Origin of the sequence: Nocardia sp. NPDC049220 (assembly GCF_040647855.1) — a bacterium.
GTDB lineage: Bacteria > Actinomycetota > Actinomycetes > Mycobacteriales > Mycobacteriaceae > Nocardia.
The window spans coordinates 53,968-66,619 of sequence record NZ_JBEZDA010000019.1 but is presented as its reverse complement, the minus strand read 5'-3'; the positions used below and the strand labels follow the sequence as shown (position 1 = coordinate 66,619).

The 12,652-nt window shown below is 65.0% G+C and carries 14 protein-coding genes; 5 read left to right on the top strand and 9 right to left on the bottom strand.

Annotated features, from left to right (window positions below; translation table 11 throughout):
* Positions 1-37 precede the first annotated feature (37 nt).
* Complete coding sequence (locus AB0C34_RS27635; protein ID WP_357079021.1) at positions 38-1,060, top strand: hypothetical protein; 1,023 nt, start codon at positions 38-40, stop codon at positions 1,058-1,060.
* Between the two features lie 65 nt (positions 1,061-1,125).
* Here the strand turns inward: AB0C34_RS27635 and AB0C34_RS27630 are convergent, their stop codons facing one another.
* Positions 1,126-2,223, bottom strand: coding sequence for an NADH:flavin oxidoreductase (locus tag AB0C34_RS27630; RefSeq protein WP_357079017.1), 1,098 nt, complete (start codon positions 2,221-2,223; stop codon positions 1,126-1,128).
* Positions 2,224-2,438: 215 nt separating this feature from the next.
* Between AB0C34_RS27630 and AB0C34_RS27625 the strand changes: the two genes are divergently transcribed.
* On the top strand, positions 2,439-3,011 hold the full coding sequence (locus tag AB0C34_RS27625; RefSeq protein WP_357079014.1) for a helix-turn-helix domain-containing protein: 573 nt from the start codon (positions 2,439-2,441) through the stop codon (positions 3,009-3,011).
* A gap of 47 nt (positions 3,012-3,058) precedes the next feature.
* Here the strand turns inward: AB0C34_RS27625 and AB0C34_RS27620 are convergent, their stop codons facing one another.
* The 6 genes from AB0C34_RS27620 to AB0C34_RS27595 all read right to left on the bottom strand — a co-directional run bounded on the left by AB0C34_RS27620 (position 3,059) and on the right by AB0C34_RS27595 (position 7,348).
* On the bottom strand, positions 3,059-3,595 hold the full coding sequence (locus AB0C34_RS27620) for a DUF3558 domain-containing protein (protein ID WP_357079011.1): 537 nt from the start codon (positions 3,593-3,595) through the stop codon (positions 3,059-3,061).
* A 241-nt stretch (positions 3,596-3,836) separates the two neighbouring features.
* Entirely contained in the window at positions 3,837-4,067 is a 231-nt protein-coding gene (locus AB0C34_RS27615; RefSeq protein WP_357079008.1) for a hypothetical protein, read from the bottom strand.
* A gap of 39 nt (positions 4,068-4,106) precedes the next feature.
* A complete protein-coding gene (locus tag AB0C34_RS27610) occupies positions 4,107-4,670 on the bottom strand; it encodes a 2,3,4,5-tetrahydropyridine-2,6-dicarboxylate N-succinyltransferase (protein WP_357079006.1) in 564 nt (187 codons plus the stop codon).
* A 203-nt stretch (positions 4,671-4,873) separates the two neighbouring features.
* Positions 4,874-5,893 carry a zinc-dependent alcohol dehydrogenase family protein gene (locus AB0C34_RS27605; protein ID WP_357079003.1) on the bottom strand — a complete coding sequence of 340 codons (1,020 nt, stop codon included), beginning with the start codon at positions 5,891-5,893 and terminating at the stop codon, positions 4,874-4,876.
* 98 nt (positions 5,894-5,991) lie between these two features.
* Positions 5,992-6,324 (bottom strand): hypothetical protein, encoded by a 333-nt coding sequence (locus AB0C34_RS27600; protein WP_357079000.1) that lies wholly within the window; start codon positions 6,322-6,324, stop codon positions 5,992-5,994.
* Positions 6,325-6,376: 52 nt separating this feature from the next.
* Positions 6,377-7,348, bottom strand: a complete 972-nt coding sequence (locus AB0C34_RS27595) for an NmrA/HSCARG family protein (protein WP_357078997.1) — start codon at positions 7,346-7,348, stop codon at positions 6,377-6,379.
* A 195-nt stretch (positions 7,349-7,543) separates the two neighbouring features.
* On the opposite strand from AB0C34_RS27595, the gene AB0C34_RS27590 reads away from it, so the two are divergent.
* The 3 genes from AB0C34_RS27590 (at position 7,544) to AB0C34_RS27580 (ending at position 10,221) form a co-directional block, all read left to right on the top strand.
* Entirely contained in the window at positions 7,544-8,026 is a 483-nt protein-coding gene (locus AB0C34_RS27590) for a hypothetical protein (protein WP_357078994.1), read from the top strand.
* A gap of 144 nt (positions 8,027-8,170) precedes the next feature.
* The gene (locus tag AB0C34_RS27585; protein WP_357078992.1) at positions 8,171-8,749 is read left to right on the top strand and encodes a LemA family protein; all 579 of its coding nucleotides are present in this window, start codon (positions 8,171-8,173) and stop codon (positions 8,747-8,749) included.
* An 8-nt stretch (positions 8,750-8,757) separates the two neighbouring features.
* Positions 8,758-10,221: a hypothetical protein gene (locus tag AB0C34_RS27580; protein ID WP_357078989.1), complete on the top strand. Its 1,464-nt coding sequence runs from the start codon at positions 8,758-8,760 to the stop codon at positions 10,219-10,221.
* Here AB0C34_RS27580 and AB0C34_RS27575 read toward each other — a convergent pair.
* Both AB0C34_RS27575 and AB0C34_RS27570 read right to left on the bottom strand, forming a co-directional pair.
* Positions 10,218-10,823: a GNAT family N-acetyltransferase gene (locus AB0C34_RS27575; RefSeq protein ID WP_357078986.1), complete on the bottom strand. Its 606-nt coding sequence runs from the start codon at positions 10,821-10,823 to the stop codon at positions 10,218-10,220. The two genes, AB0C34_RS27580 and AB0C34_RS27575, sit on opposite strands and share 4 nt — an antisense overlap.
* A 172-nt stretch (positions 10,824-10,995) precedes the next feature.
* Entirely contained in the window at positions 10,996-12,189 is a 1,194-nt protein-coding gene (locus AB0C34_RS27570; RefSeq protein WP_357078983.1) for a helix-turn-helix transcriptional regulator, read from the bottom strand.
* Positions 12,190-12,652 lie beyond the last annotated feature (463 nt).

Below are 12,652 nucleotides of genomic sequence, written 5' to 3'. Positions count from 1 at the left end.
GGGCGCACCGGACTACGACTGTGATGGGTGGAATTCGATGAGTGCGCCGCGTGAGATCGCCGAACGGCTGCTGGACGCCCAGGTGGAATTCCTGCTCGCCGAGGTGACCGGCGACCGCTTCGCCGAGGTGGTCGCTCGCGACACCCAAGCCGTCCTCGCGGTCGCCGACACTCTGGTCCTGCGCGACATGGTCGAGATCGAGCAGGCCAAGGACAGCGTCCGCACCGTCATCGAGCTGATCGGCGGCAGCCCGGTACTCGCCGATCTGGTCGGCGTGATCGCGGACTCCGTGTACGACCACATCGCGGCCAATCACGACTACACCCTCGGTGAGGTGGTCGACCGCGAGCCGGTCGAGGCGTTGCTGGAGAAGATCTTCGGCATGCACCAGGCCCAGGAGCGCATCCTGGATCGTCTCACCGAGAGTCCGCTGGTAGCCGCCGTCGCCTCGAAGTTCGTCGACAAGCTGATCAACGACTTCGTACAGGCCAACCGGGAGCGCGCCGAGAAGATCCCGGGCGTCTCCTCGCTCATGTCGCTCGGGCAGTCCGCCGCCAGCCGGGCCAGGAAGGCCGCCGACAACACTTTCGTGGGCGATCTGGCGGGCAAGGGTGCGCTGTTCGCGCTGAAGCGCACCAACAACGCCATCCGGGAGATGCTGCGGGACGCTCCGGTGCACGACGCCGCGATGGAGTTCTGGGATCTGCACGCCGATGAGCCAGTGAGCGGTCTACGTGCATACCTGAACCAGAAAGACCTCAACGAACTGGTGCTGCTCTGCTATGAAATCGCGGTCACCACTCGGGAGAAGGAGTACTTCGGCCTGCTCGTCGACGAGTGCGTCGAGGTGTTCTTCACCAAGTACGGCGACCACACTCTGGCCGCCATGCTGCCCGAACTCGGGCTCGTGGGCGACGACATCGCGAAGGAGATCCTGCGGTATGGACCGGCGGTGATCGAAGGCGCGAAGAAGAACGGCGTCCTGGCCTGGCTCATTCGCGAGCGACTCACACCCTTTTACACTTCCGACGCGGTGCTCGGCATTCTCGCGGACAAATAGCGGCGCGACTCGGTGCGTGGCGGTGATGGAGTCGTCGCGACGTCAGTACCCACTTGTGGCGCGTGTCAGACCAGCGTTTTCTCTGCTTCGGGTGTGAACGGAACAAAGCCCTCGACCCAACCGTCGAGGACTTTCCGCGCCCACTCGGGGTCGGCCAGGAGTGCCCGACCGACCGCAACGAGGTCGAACTCATCGCGTTCCAGGCGCTCGACAAGCGGTTCCAGCCCCGCCGCCCCAGCACTGTCTTGGAGGAAGTCACCGTTGAGGCCGACCGAGCCGACCGTGATGGCCGCCTTGCCGGTGAGCTTCTTGGCCCAACCTGCAAGGTTGAGGTCGGATCCTTCGAACGCCGGCTCCCAGTAGCGCCGCGTGGAGGCGTGGAAGGCGCTGACCCCGGCATCGGCCAGCGGAGCGAGCACCGCCTGCAGTTCGTTAGGGGTGTCAGCGAGCCGGGCACCGAAGTCGCTGGCCTTCCACTGCGAGAAGCGGAAGATCACCGGGAAGTCCCAGGACACCTTCTCCCGGATGGCTTCCACGACCTCGGCGGCGAACCGTGTCCGCTCCACCGCGTCGCCCCCGTAATCATCGGTACGCCGGTTGGTGTGGGACCAGAGGAACTGGTCGATGAGGTATCCGTGCGCCCCGTGGATCTCGACTCCGTCGAAGCCGATCCGCTCGGCGTCCGAGGCCGCTTGCGCGAAGGCGCCGATGACATCGTCGATGTCCGCGCGGGTCATGGCGCGACCGCCGCCATGCGAGCCGGTGAGGGTGAGGCCGGACGGTCCCATCGGAGGGGCGTCGGGAAACGGCGGCTGTCCCGGGTCACGCACCATGCCGATGTGCCACAGTTGCGGCACGATGCGTCCGCCGGCGGCGTGCACAGCATCGGCCACCCTGCGCCAGCCCGCGAGCTGCTGCTCGCCGTGGAAGTGGGGCACGGCGTCATCGTCGCCGGCTGACGGGTGGTTGACATACGTGCCTTCGGTGATGATCAGACCCACTCCGGCTGCGGCGCGGCGCGCGTAGTAGGCGGCGACATCCTCGCCGGGGACTCCGCCAGGCGAGAATGACCGGGTCATCGGGGACATGATGATCCGGTTGGGGACGGTTAGCCGTCCCAGGCTGAACGGCCGGGACAGGGCCCGGGCTGCGGGGGATGTCACTGTGCTGCTCCTCGAGCGTTTGCGGGTCAGATCGTGCGCTGGGGTGGAATGACGGGCCCGCACACCGGCGCGGCTGGCTTGCCTGCTGGAAGTGAACGCCTTTGACGCCCCACCCGGAGCGTCGCTCCGGTAAAGTCGGAAGGTGCCTCCGAATATACGGAGCACTGCTCCGCTAGTCAACGGAGCGTCGCTCCGATTCGAGTGAGGTGCTGATCTTGCCGCAGACGTCTCGTGCTGATGCCCGCAAAAACCGTGACCTGCTTCTGGCTGCGGCGAGGGAGGCCGTCGCCGAGCACGGGACGGACGCTTCGCTGCGCGACATAGCCCGTCGCGCGGGCGTGGGCATCGGGACGCTCTATCGCCACTTTCCCACCCGTGAAACCCTGCTCGAAGCCCTGCTCAACGCCAACTTCGACGCACTGCGCGCTCGTGCCGACAGCCTGTTGACCGCACCCGCGCCGGGCGACGCACTCATGACGTGGCTCGGCGAGCTGGCTGCCGGATCAGCCACATATCAGGGTCTGCCGGAGTCGATCATGAATGCGCTGGCGGATGAGGGGTCGGGACTGCACGCGTCCTGCGCTCAGATGCGCGTCGCAGGTGGGTGGCTGTTGGAACGCGCGCAACAAGCCGGCTCGGTCCGGCCCGATGTGACCGTCAGCGAGGTCATCGCGCTCGTCCTCGGACTTGCCTGGGCGGCCGAACGGTCGGTCGAACCCTCCGACTTGGCCGCTCGCCTACTCTCCACGGCGATGTACGGGCTTGCCGACCGTGGCCCGGTGATGTAAGGGAGCGGAATGGCGCCGCGAGGTCCGACAAAAGGGCGGATTGTTGCCTATTTCGGCAATACGGGGACGATTGCCTCGCCGACGCTCTGCAACCGATCGCACGGGCTCGCGTCTGTGCTCTTGTTGACCAGGGTCAGTTGCAGCAGACCCTGCCTGGCGGGAAACACCACGTCGCACATCTGATCTTTGCCTGCGCCCTCCACCCGGAACTGGCGTCCGGTGCGGCCGGCTATCGTGACATCGGAGAAGTCGACATTGCCCGGCTTCCGCTCGAATTCGGCCACGGATATGGCGGTGGAGAATACGCCGAGGGTGTAGTCGGCGCCCTTCCATCCGCACATCTCCCAGCCGGGCTGCTTGACACCACCGACACCGGTCTGTTCGGTCGCCGGATCGAGTCCGGCGGCGGTCAGCGCGTCGTCGGGAATTCCGGTGCACGGATCGAACAGTGGCGTTGCCGCGCCGCTCGTGCCCGCCGCCTGCGTCGTGGTCGTGGCCGGTGCTCCCTCGTTCGCATCGCCGCAGGCGGCGAGTCCGAGCGCAAGTGTTATCGCCAAGGGAACCAATATGATTCGGTGCGCCATCCCGCCTTCACCTTCCGAAAGTGCTCGGGCCGGACTGTATCAGACCTGGCAGCCGGCCTCGGTCGAGCGGGGTTGCTTGTCGTTTCCCCGAGTCCGAGTTCAACACTCGTGAGTTCGACGGTCGACGAGCGTGGTGAAACCCCGCTGGCGCGCCCGATCGGGACTGCGCCGACACGGATCTGGTTGGTCGGGTCGGCCAGTGTGGATCGCTTCGCCCGCACAGTTGTTGGGCGACCGGTGATCAGCTGGCCAGGCCGTGGTCGCGCAGGATTTCATTGAGCGCAAGCTTGTCGTGGCTGCCGCCCTCGGGCAGACGCTTCAGAACAAGGATGCAGGGCATTCCGAACTCCCCTCCGGGGAATTTCTTGATCCGGGTCGAGCTGACGCACACCGACCATGCAGGGGCCTCACCGCGCGGGAGCTCATCGCCGGTCTCGGCGTCGAAGACTCGCGTCGATTTGGTGAGGATCACTCCCGCACCGAGTTTGGCACCCTTCCGAACACGAGCGCTTTAGACGACCATCGACCGCGAGCCGATGAACGCGTCGTCCTCGATGATCACCGGGGCGGCATTGGGTGGCTCCAGCACTCCACCGATGCCCGCGCCGCCGGCCAGATGAACATTGCGCCCGATCTGCGCGCCGGACCCGACGGTGGCCCACGTATCCACCATCGAGCCAGTCGCCACATACCCGCCGACATTGACAAAAGAGGGCATCAGCACGACACCCGGAGCCAGAAAGCTGCCCCATCGGGCGATCGCGCCGGGAACAACCCGCACACCGTCGAATCGCTCCTTCAACGGCATCCGATCGTGATACCTGAATTCACCGATACCTGTTTCAGTTATCTCGAACACCTTGAATGACAACAGGATCGCCCGCTTGGCGCGCACATCGACGATCACCTCATCGGTATCGGGGTCGACCTCCGCGACCCGGGCATCCCCTCGATCCAATAGGTCCAGCGCCGCAACGGCAGTCGCGTGGGCGTCTCGATCGGCCGGGCCGAGTTGCTCGCGGCGCGCCCACAAACGGTCGATGTCGGTCGGCAGGGGACTGTTCGCCAAGGTCATAGACCGCAGCCTATCGATCGGAACACAGAGACGGCTCACCCAACCGGTCCTAGCCCGACCTGGATATTGCGGGTTCCGCCGTTCGGAACTTCAACCACCGTGAACACACGGAACTCAGGCGGGCAAGTTGGAGCTCTACAAGGACAAGGGCGGCAAGTTCCGGTGTGGGTTGGCGGCCCGAGAACAACTACCTATGGTTCCTCCTACGGTTCGAACACCAGCAGCGGTTTGCCTCCGTGTGCGGGAGCTTCGGCCAAATAGATGGCCTCGCTGAACTTTTCGACGAGAATCGGCTGGCCCTCGGGCACGCGCAGCGCGCCGGTGTCGGCGAGCTGTAGTGTCCGGTCGATCGCCGCGGCCATCCGATCCTTTGGGGCCTCGGTGAACCAGCGCAACAGCCAGGACCCCCGAACGGTCTTGGTTTCGTAGATCAGTGAGCGCGCGAAAATGGGGATGGTGAGTTTGTCGGGATCGGTTTGCCGGTGGGTAGACAACGCACCGTAGACGATCAGCTCGCCGTGCGGTGCCAGCGCATGCGACACGTCCGCGCCTACCTGACCGCTGACACAGTCGATCGCCTTGGACACACCGTCGTGGCCCGCTATGTCGGCGACCCGTTCGCGCAGGTCCTCATCCTCCGTGCAGATCACCGCGGTGCCCCCCCATGCGAGAATGTCCTCGACAGCGGATCGACGGCGGACCACGTTGAGGGTCTGGAAGCCGACGTGCGCGCCGAGCTGGATGACCGACTGGCCAACAGTTGAACCGGCCGCCGTCTGTAAGAGCCATTCACCCTGTCGAACATCGAGCTCAGCGCCGGTCAAGATCACGGCGGTGAGCGGATTGGTGAGAATTTGGGCGGCCGTGGAATTGCTCATGCCAACGGGAACAGGCAAGACTCGCTCGGCATCGGTTACGACATACTCCTGCCACGTGGTCCTGACTCCGACCGTGATGACGCGTTGCCCGACGGTCAGACTGTCTGTGCCGCTGCCGATTTCGTCGATCACACCGACGGATTCGATCCCGGGCACGGTGGGGAACTCCGGTATGAATCCGTATCTGCCGCGGATGGTATGTAGATCGCTGGCATGGACAGGTGCGGCGGCCACCCGGATCCGGACCTGGCCGGGACCGGGCTCCGGAACCGGGCGGGTCTGCAGGTGCAGAACCTCGGACGGTTCACCCAGCGTGTCGGCGACGATCGACCGCATCGTTCTCATCGTCCTGACGCTCCTTCGGTCGGATCCCACAGCGGTTCGGCGTGCCCAAACACCGCCGTACAACGCTGCGAATCACAGACTGGTGCGGCGTCTGCTCGTCAGCGCTGTGCTGGTCGTGGTTCCAGGGCTTCGGTGCCAGGAATGTGCTCAACCGTCACATGTTCCATGCTCTTGACAGTGGCAAGGTGATCGAAGAATGCGCTGATTTCGGGAAGGTTCCCGCCTTTTTCAGCAGACGCTCTGGCCGCCTCGGCACTATCCCACAGGATGATGTCCAGCCAATCTCCGTTGTCGGCCGCAGTGAGATAGGCACCGAGGAAGCCCTCGCGGTCAGTCGCGAAGGTCCGAAGCATCGCCGGGCGGTCCGCCTTCATAGCTTCTTCCTCCCCGGGGTTGACCGTGACTCGGGTGATCTCGATGACATAGGGCATGGCGATGGCCTTTCTCGCGTGACTCCGGCGTTGGGGATGAGCTGCCTTCGTTTCAGCCGAGCGGGATTCGATCCTTGTGCAGCGCCAGCCAGTCACGGAAGGACTGCAGGTCGGGGTTGAGCGTCCGCACCAGGTTCACATCGCGATCATCGGTGAACTGCTTGGCGTTCTCGGCGTAGTACTGGAACATGTTGCCCATCTCCACTGCCTCGGGAAAGTCCTGGGCCCGGTAGGCATCCCAGCTGCTGGGCCGGTAGACAACCGTTTCGCCGAGCGCCTCGGTGAACGCCGCCGCGTACTCGTCACCGGTCAAGTGATCGCCGGCGATGCTGACGGTTTTTCCGATGAACTCGGCGCCACGGCGGAAGATACCCAGCGCGGTCTTGCCGATGTCCTCGACGGCGATGCCCGACAAGGGCTGGTCAGCCATCGGCACGGTGAGCTCCAACTCGCCGGTCGCGCTGCGCCTCGGTGCCAGGCCGCCGGTGAAACCTTCGAAGAAGAACGTGGTGCGCAGAAAGGTCGTCGGCACGCCGTATAGGAAGAAAATTCTGTCGGCCTCGGCCTTCGCATCGAAGTGCGGCACTTTATACCGCCCGTCCACGGTGGGTACGCGATCATCTTCGCCGAAGAACGCCCGAGTATCCTCCAGCGTCGACCAGATGACATGGGTGACTCCGGCGTTGCGGGCTGCCTTCGCGGCAACCTCGGCTTGCTGGAGTTCCATGTCGGCTCGCGTGCGTACGGCCTCTTCCTCGGGTGTGCGCTCGGCCCAGTAGTTGGTGACGACATAGGCGCCATACGTTTCGTCGAACGCTTCGCGCACGCTCGCCTCGTTGTCGAGGTCGGCTTCGACCACCTCCGCGCCGGCGGCGAGGAGTTCCTGCGCTTTGACCGCATGTTGGTTGCGTGTCAGCGCCCGCGCGGTGAACTCACGGTCAGGGTCGGCGAGGATCGCCCGCAGCAACCCCCCGCCTTGCGATCCGGTCGCTCCCACGACGGCGATCCGTTTCTTCGGGGCCATGACTCCTCCTCTTCTCGCGCTCGTCGTCACGGTGTCGGCGGCGCGCATCGATTCGGTGTATCAGTTGACTGTTGCTGTTTTGCCGCCGCTATTCGTCGTCGTTCGAGGGCTCGGTGCGACGAGGCCGGGTGTCGAATTCGGGCGATCTGGGCGCGAACTACCGAGTCGTCACGCGGTACCCGTTCTCATTTCGGTATGTCCGCACGGGTGGGTCGGAAACATCAGGGGCATGCTGCCCAAGAACAGTTTATCGCCGGTGGCTGGCATCGCGGCGCGCACCGGCTCATGGTTGATATGGGTTCGGTCGCGGCCGCCGACGTCGACAACGTGAATATCGCGATTTCCTTCCGATTGGTGCTGGCCAACCGCGGGTGTGCCGAGAAGATCCCAGGCGTCTCGTCGGTCATGTCGCTCGGCCGGTCCACCACCAACCGGGCGAGGAAGGTCGCCGAACAGCACTTTCGTGGGCGATCTGGCCTCGGCCTGCTCGCGCAGCACCTCGAGCTTCTTCCCGCTGGCGGTATCCCTACCGGCAGATCGGCGGCGACAGTTCTGCCGCGTCCCGCCGACATCTCGAGGTGGGCGGTGATCTCCGCGCCGGACCTACGCACCGCGATCAGTTCATCTCCTGGTGTAACTAGCTCGCCGGCCGAGGCTTGTGACGCCGTCGGTGAGTAGCCCTAACACGCGGTGGCGCACGACTTCTCGGCACCCTAGGTGCGCCCATTGTTCACCCTAGGGCTTCTATTCCCGCGCGAACTCGAGACGGAAACTGAGAGTTGTCGGACCCGAGTCGAGATCGGGCCCGGCTGGCGGTATCGAGTGGGAAGGGTGGCAATGGTGGGTGTGCTGATCGCGGTCGGTTTCGTGGCGATCGTGGCAGTCGTGCTGGTCGGATTCGCGATAAGCAGGTACAACGGCCTGGTTCGCGATCGCAACGCGGTGGCCAACGCGTGGGCACAGATCGATGTGCAGCTGAAGCGTCGGTATGACCTGATCCCGAACTTGATCCAGACCGTGCGGGGGTTCGCGGTGCACGAGCGGGGGACGTTGGAGGCCATCACCGCGGCGCGGGCGGCGGCGATCAACGCGCACGGCCCCGTTGCGCAAGCGAAGGCGGAGACCGCGTTGAGTGCCGTGCTGCGGGGGGTCTTCGCGGTCGTGGAGGCCTATCCGCAACTGCAGGCCAGCAGGAACTTTCTGGAGCTGCAGGGCGAACTGTCCGACACGGAGAGCCGCATCGCGTACGCGCGGCAGTACTACAACGACGCGGTGCTGACATACAACAGTTCCGTGCAGACCGTGCCGACGAATCTCGTCGCCGCTGCCTTCGGATTCACCCTCGGCGAGTTCTTTGCCGCGGCCGACGGCGAACGTGACGCGGTCCGGGTTCAGTTCTAGGACAGGCGATGCACATCGGCGCGGTCACGACGGGGGTTCTCGTCGCCGCAGCGGTCGTCGCGTGGCTGGCCGTACTCGGCTTGTTGACCGCGAAGACCAGAACTCCTCCGATCCGCACGGGCCCGCCGACGCAGGCGCTCGGACACGAATCTCCGGCACTGGTGGACTTCCTGACCGGCGGCTGGAAGGTCTCCGAGAACGCGGGCCCGGCCACACTGCTCGATCTGGCGGCCCGCCGGTTCGTTGCGATCGAGGCAATCGGCCCGGACTTGTCGCTGGTGCGCGTGCGCCGCGAGGTCGACACCTCGATGCTGACCGGTTACGAGCGCCTGGTGCTCGAGCATGTCACCGAGCTGGCGACCGCCGACGGGGTAGTGGCGACGGGTGCGTTGGCCGAAGGTGCACGACATCTGGGCACCTGGCGAAAGCGATTCGCGCACGCGGTGCGCGACGAGGCAAGGGCCGCAGGGCTTTCCAAGCCGCGTTGGAGCTCGATCCACCGAACGATTCTGCGGGTGGCCGCGGTGCTGCCTGCGCTCGGGACAGGGTTGGCCGGGGAACTGTACCTACCCGACGGCGATCGAGATCCGCTCAGTGGCTTCGTCGGTGTATCGGTAGGCGTATTCGCCCTGCTGGTCTGGCTGCAGCAGCGGATCGATACCGAGCAGGGGACGCAGGACGGAGCACAGGTGGCCGGGCGGTGGTTCGGTGTACGCGATCCGATGGCTGCTGCGCGCTTCGGCGATCAGCCCGCCGCGGGAGTCACCGTGTGGGGCCGGCCGCTGGCCTACGCAGCGGCGCTGGGGTTGGCCGAACGAGCGGTGGCCAGCCTGCCGATCAGCACGCCGCCCGACGCCAGCAAGGCATGGTCGGACTTCGGCGGGATGTGGCATCTCGTGTATGTCCGGTACCGCGGAAAGTATCTGTGGGGGCGTGTGTTCTGGGGTCGCTCAGCAAAGAGCGCAATCGGTTACGGCCTACGCGGCGCGCTGACATACTCCGGGCCCATTCTGGTGATCTCGATATTGATGACAGTCTTTGTCGGCTTTCCTGGCGCTCCGATCCGGTTCGCGCTGCTGTGTGTACTGCTCATCGCGGCGGGGCCGATCGTTCTCGCGGTCGCCGATTCGACGAAGAGAACGACAGTGCAGGGGCAGATTCTTCGGCATCGGCGAGTCGTCGAGAGACAAAGCGACAGCAACACGACTTATCGCTACTGGATCGCCATCGACGACGGGCGCGCTCGCACCACGCACGCCTATGGAATCGAGCAAGCCGAGTGGGTTGGGCTGGCCGAGGGTGATCTGGTCGAAGCAGCGGTCGGCCCGTGCCTGGGCTGGATTTACGATGTGCGCGTGCTACGACCGTCGCGTTATCGGCCCTCCGCCGAAACCGCTCAGGCCGATCGGAAGGTCGTCGAGACGTCGTTGGACGCTGGTGGGCGCGAAGAAGAGCACGGAGGTACGTCTTAGCGTGTGCCACCGAGCGGAAGATCGCGCAGAAGAACATCGAACTGAGGCGCGTCCGGCCAGTCCGGCCGCAGGGTACCGACCCGGTGCCAGCCCCATCGGCGATAGTTGCCGTAGGCCCGCTGGTTTTCCGGGTCGACCAGCAGCGTTGCACGCTGCTCCGGTCGGGCCGCGAGTAATTCGTCGTGCAGGGCACGCGCAATGCCCTTCCTCGTGAACTGTTTGCGCACCATGAGCTCGCTGAACGCGAATGTGCGGGAGCCGCTCTCGGCAGTGAACGTAGCCGGATCGCCGGCCTCGAGATGCAGCCCGACCCACCAACCGGTCCTCGCGGTGAGCGGCCAACCCCATGCCTGGCCGCACGGTTCCCCGTCGAAGCGGGCTATCACCAACTCGAATGCGCCCGCGCGGGCAGGATCGGTGTAGGCATCGAACCGGTGCATGAATGCCTCGGGCGACTCGAACTCTTCGCCGGATTCGATTGCGTCGATATAGGAGTCGCGGAAGATGTACTCGACTTCCTCGCGCAGTTCGCGCGCCTGTGCTGCGGTGTAGCGCTGAAAGTCGACGCCTTCGACTGCGTGCGCGGAACGCTCTGAACTCATGGGGTGATCACCCTTCCGGCCAATTCATCGAATCGTGTCGAGAACTCTTCGGACCGGCCTTCCGCCGCTACTCGTACGGGTTCAAGCAGACGCAATGTGCGCGTCGAGGACACGGAGTCCTCCAGGTCGGCGAGGACCGGCATTCCTGTTCGGCTCGAACAATGCGGAGTGGTCAGTAGGGGACATTGACGAAGTCGGCCAGCTCTCGGACCTCTGGCTTCAACGTCCGCCGTTTCTCGATCATTACTGCGAGGATGTCACGCGCAAATCGTTGTTTCACAAGCCATTCCGGTAGCTCTTGTCGAATCTGCTGAAGCACGGCCAACGCTTCGGGGTATTGCCGCACGGCCGTGTGTGCTGCCGCGACGTCGAGGCGGTGACGTTGCCACGGCCACGGCAGCGGATATCTCGTCCCCGCCAGCTGTGCCGAAATCGCCAGCGTTGCTTCTGGTTTATCGAGGACGATGGCGTTCTCGGCCGCGAGCATCTGCACAGTGACGGGTCCGAATGCATGCAGCAAACCGTCCTTGGAGTCGTGCTCACCGTGACGGATCGCCATCCCGGCGACGCGGGCGAATGCCAATGCGTCCTCGGCCTCGCCCGGTCGGTTATCGCGGATCGCCGCTGTCGAGACCCGTTGCAGCATCAGTCCCCAACTGGCGAGGTCTTCCCGTGACGCCTTGGAGATGCGGCGCGGTTCGAGGTCGTCCGCCCATTTGGTTGCTACCTCCCGCGCCTTGGCGAGGTCCCCTTTTCGGATCCACCGCCAGCAATCCGCATCCGCCAACGGCGCGGCGGCGCGGAGGTCCGGCGCATCATCCAGCGCGAGGGAGATAGCATGGTCGGCCGCATCGAACTGCCAGGTCAGGCACATCTGCCAGGCGACCATCTGGCGTATCCGCGAGCGTAACCTCCGCGCATCGGTCGTGCCCGAATCCGCCGCGGACACCAGGTAATCCGCGTCCCGCAGCATTGGCACGAGCTGTGGCGCAAGTTCAGCGAACCGTCCGCCGCGGAACAACGGCTTGGCTTCGGCGAACGTCGCCTCGACACCCGCGACCGTCGGCGGCTCGCTGAACTCATCGACCGGGTAGATACCGGCCAGCGCCTGTCGAACTTCGGCCCACAGTTCGACATCTGTTGTCTCGGGGTCGGCCGCATCTGGTGTGACAATCAATGCGGAGGTTTCGACGCGAAGGGCGCTCGCCAGTCGTCGCGCTGTCTCGGTCCTGGTCGATTCCTGCCCGCCCTGCTCGAGCAGCCTGATCAGTTGAACCGAAACACCGGATCGGTCTGCGAGCTCGGTCTGCGTGAGCCCGCGCCGTTTGCGGATGCTGCGCAGGCGATCCCCTAGTTGTGCGCCCATACACCAACGGTACGTGGGCACAAGCGACTCCGTTAGACCTCCGAATTAGCACTTTGCAACATCGCTGCTCAGGACTCCCATTGCACCCGTCGATGCAAGCCCCGAAGCTGAATTCGGCCCCGCCGTCGGGTTGATGTCGAACCCTATCGACTCCCCGGCGTCGGGCGCTCACCAATGAATTGTGCGAGGGAGGCGCGGATGAGTTCACCAGAAGAGTTCGGAGACACGCCATTGTCGGTGTGTCACTTCTACCGGCAAGTGTGCGGGTTACCCGCAGAGGTGGATCCACCGCACCTCGGGCGAATCGTTCTACGGACCGGGCGGGTGTGTGGGCTGATGATGCCCGCCTTCATCGGCTCGGAGGTGAAGGCATGGATGCAGTGCCGCGACCACCCGGTGGGGCCGATCCTGACGCACCCGCGCTCCCAGCGCTGGACGTTCCTGACCGGCCCAGGCTTTCCAA

What these genes read in the sequence shown, in the direction of transcription:
- AB0C34_RS27605 (WP_357079003.1), bottom strand. Translation starts at nt 5,893, where the DNA reads ATGAGAACGATGCGGTCGATCGTCGCCGACACGCTGGGTGAACCGTCC.
- AB0C34_RS27635 (WP_357079021.1), top strand. Translation starts at nt 38, where the DNA reads ATGAGTGCGCCGCGTGAGATCGCCGAACGGCTGCTGGACGCCCAGGTG.
- AB0C34_RS27600 (WP_357079000.1), bottom strand. Translation starts at nt 6,324, where the DNA reads ATGCCCTATGTCATCGAGATCACCCGAGTCACGGTCAACCCCGGGGAG.
- AB0C34_RS27620 (WP_357079011.1), bottom strand. Translation starts at nt 3,595, where the DNA reads ATGGCGCACCGAATCATATTGGTTCCCTTGGCGATAACACTTGCGCTC.
- AB0C34_RS27575 (WP_357078986.1), bottom strand. Translation starts at nt 10,823, where the DNA reads ATGAGTTCAGAGCGTTCCGCGCACGCAGTCGAAGGCGTCGACTTTCAG.
- AB0C34_RS27570 (WP_357078983.1), bottom strand. Translation starts at nt 12,189, where the DNA reads ATGGGCGCACAACTAGGGGATCGCCTGCGCAGCATCCGCAAACGGCGC.
- AB0C34_RS27610 (WP_357079006.1), bottom strand. Translation starts at nt 4,670, where the DNA reads ATGACCTTGGCGAACAGTCCCCTGCCGACCGACATCGACCGTTTGTGG.
- AB0C34_RS27595 (WP_357078997.1), bottom strand. Translation starts at nt 7,348, where the DNA reads ATGGCCCCGAAGAAACGGATCGCCGTCGTGGGAGCGACCGGATCGCAA.
- AB0C34_RS27580 (WP_357078989.1), top strand. Translation starts at nt 8,758, where the DNA reads ATGCACATCGGCGCGGTCACGACGGGGGTTCTCGTCGCCGCAGCGGTC.
- AB0C34_RS27590 (WP_357078994.1), top strand. Translation starts at nt 7,544, where the DNA reads ATGTCCGCACGGGTGGGTCGGAAACATCAGGGGCATGCTGCCCAAGAA.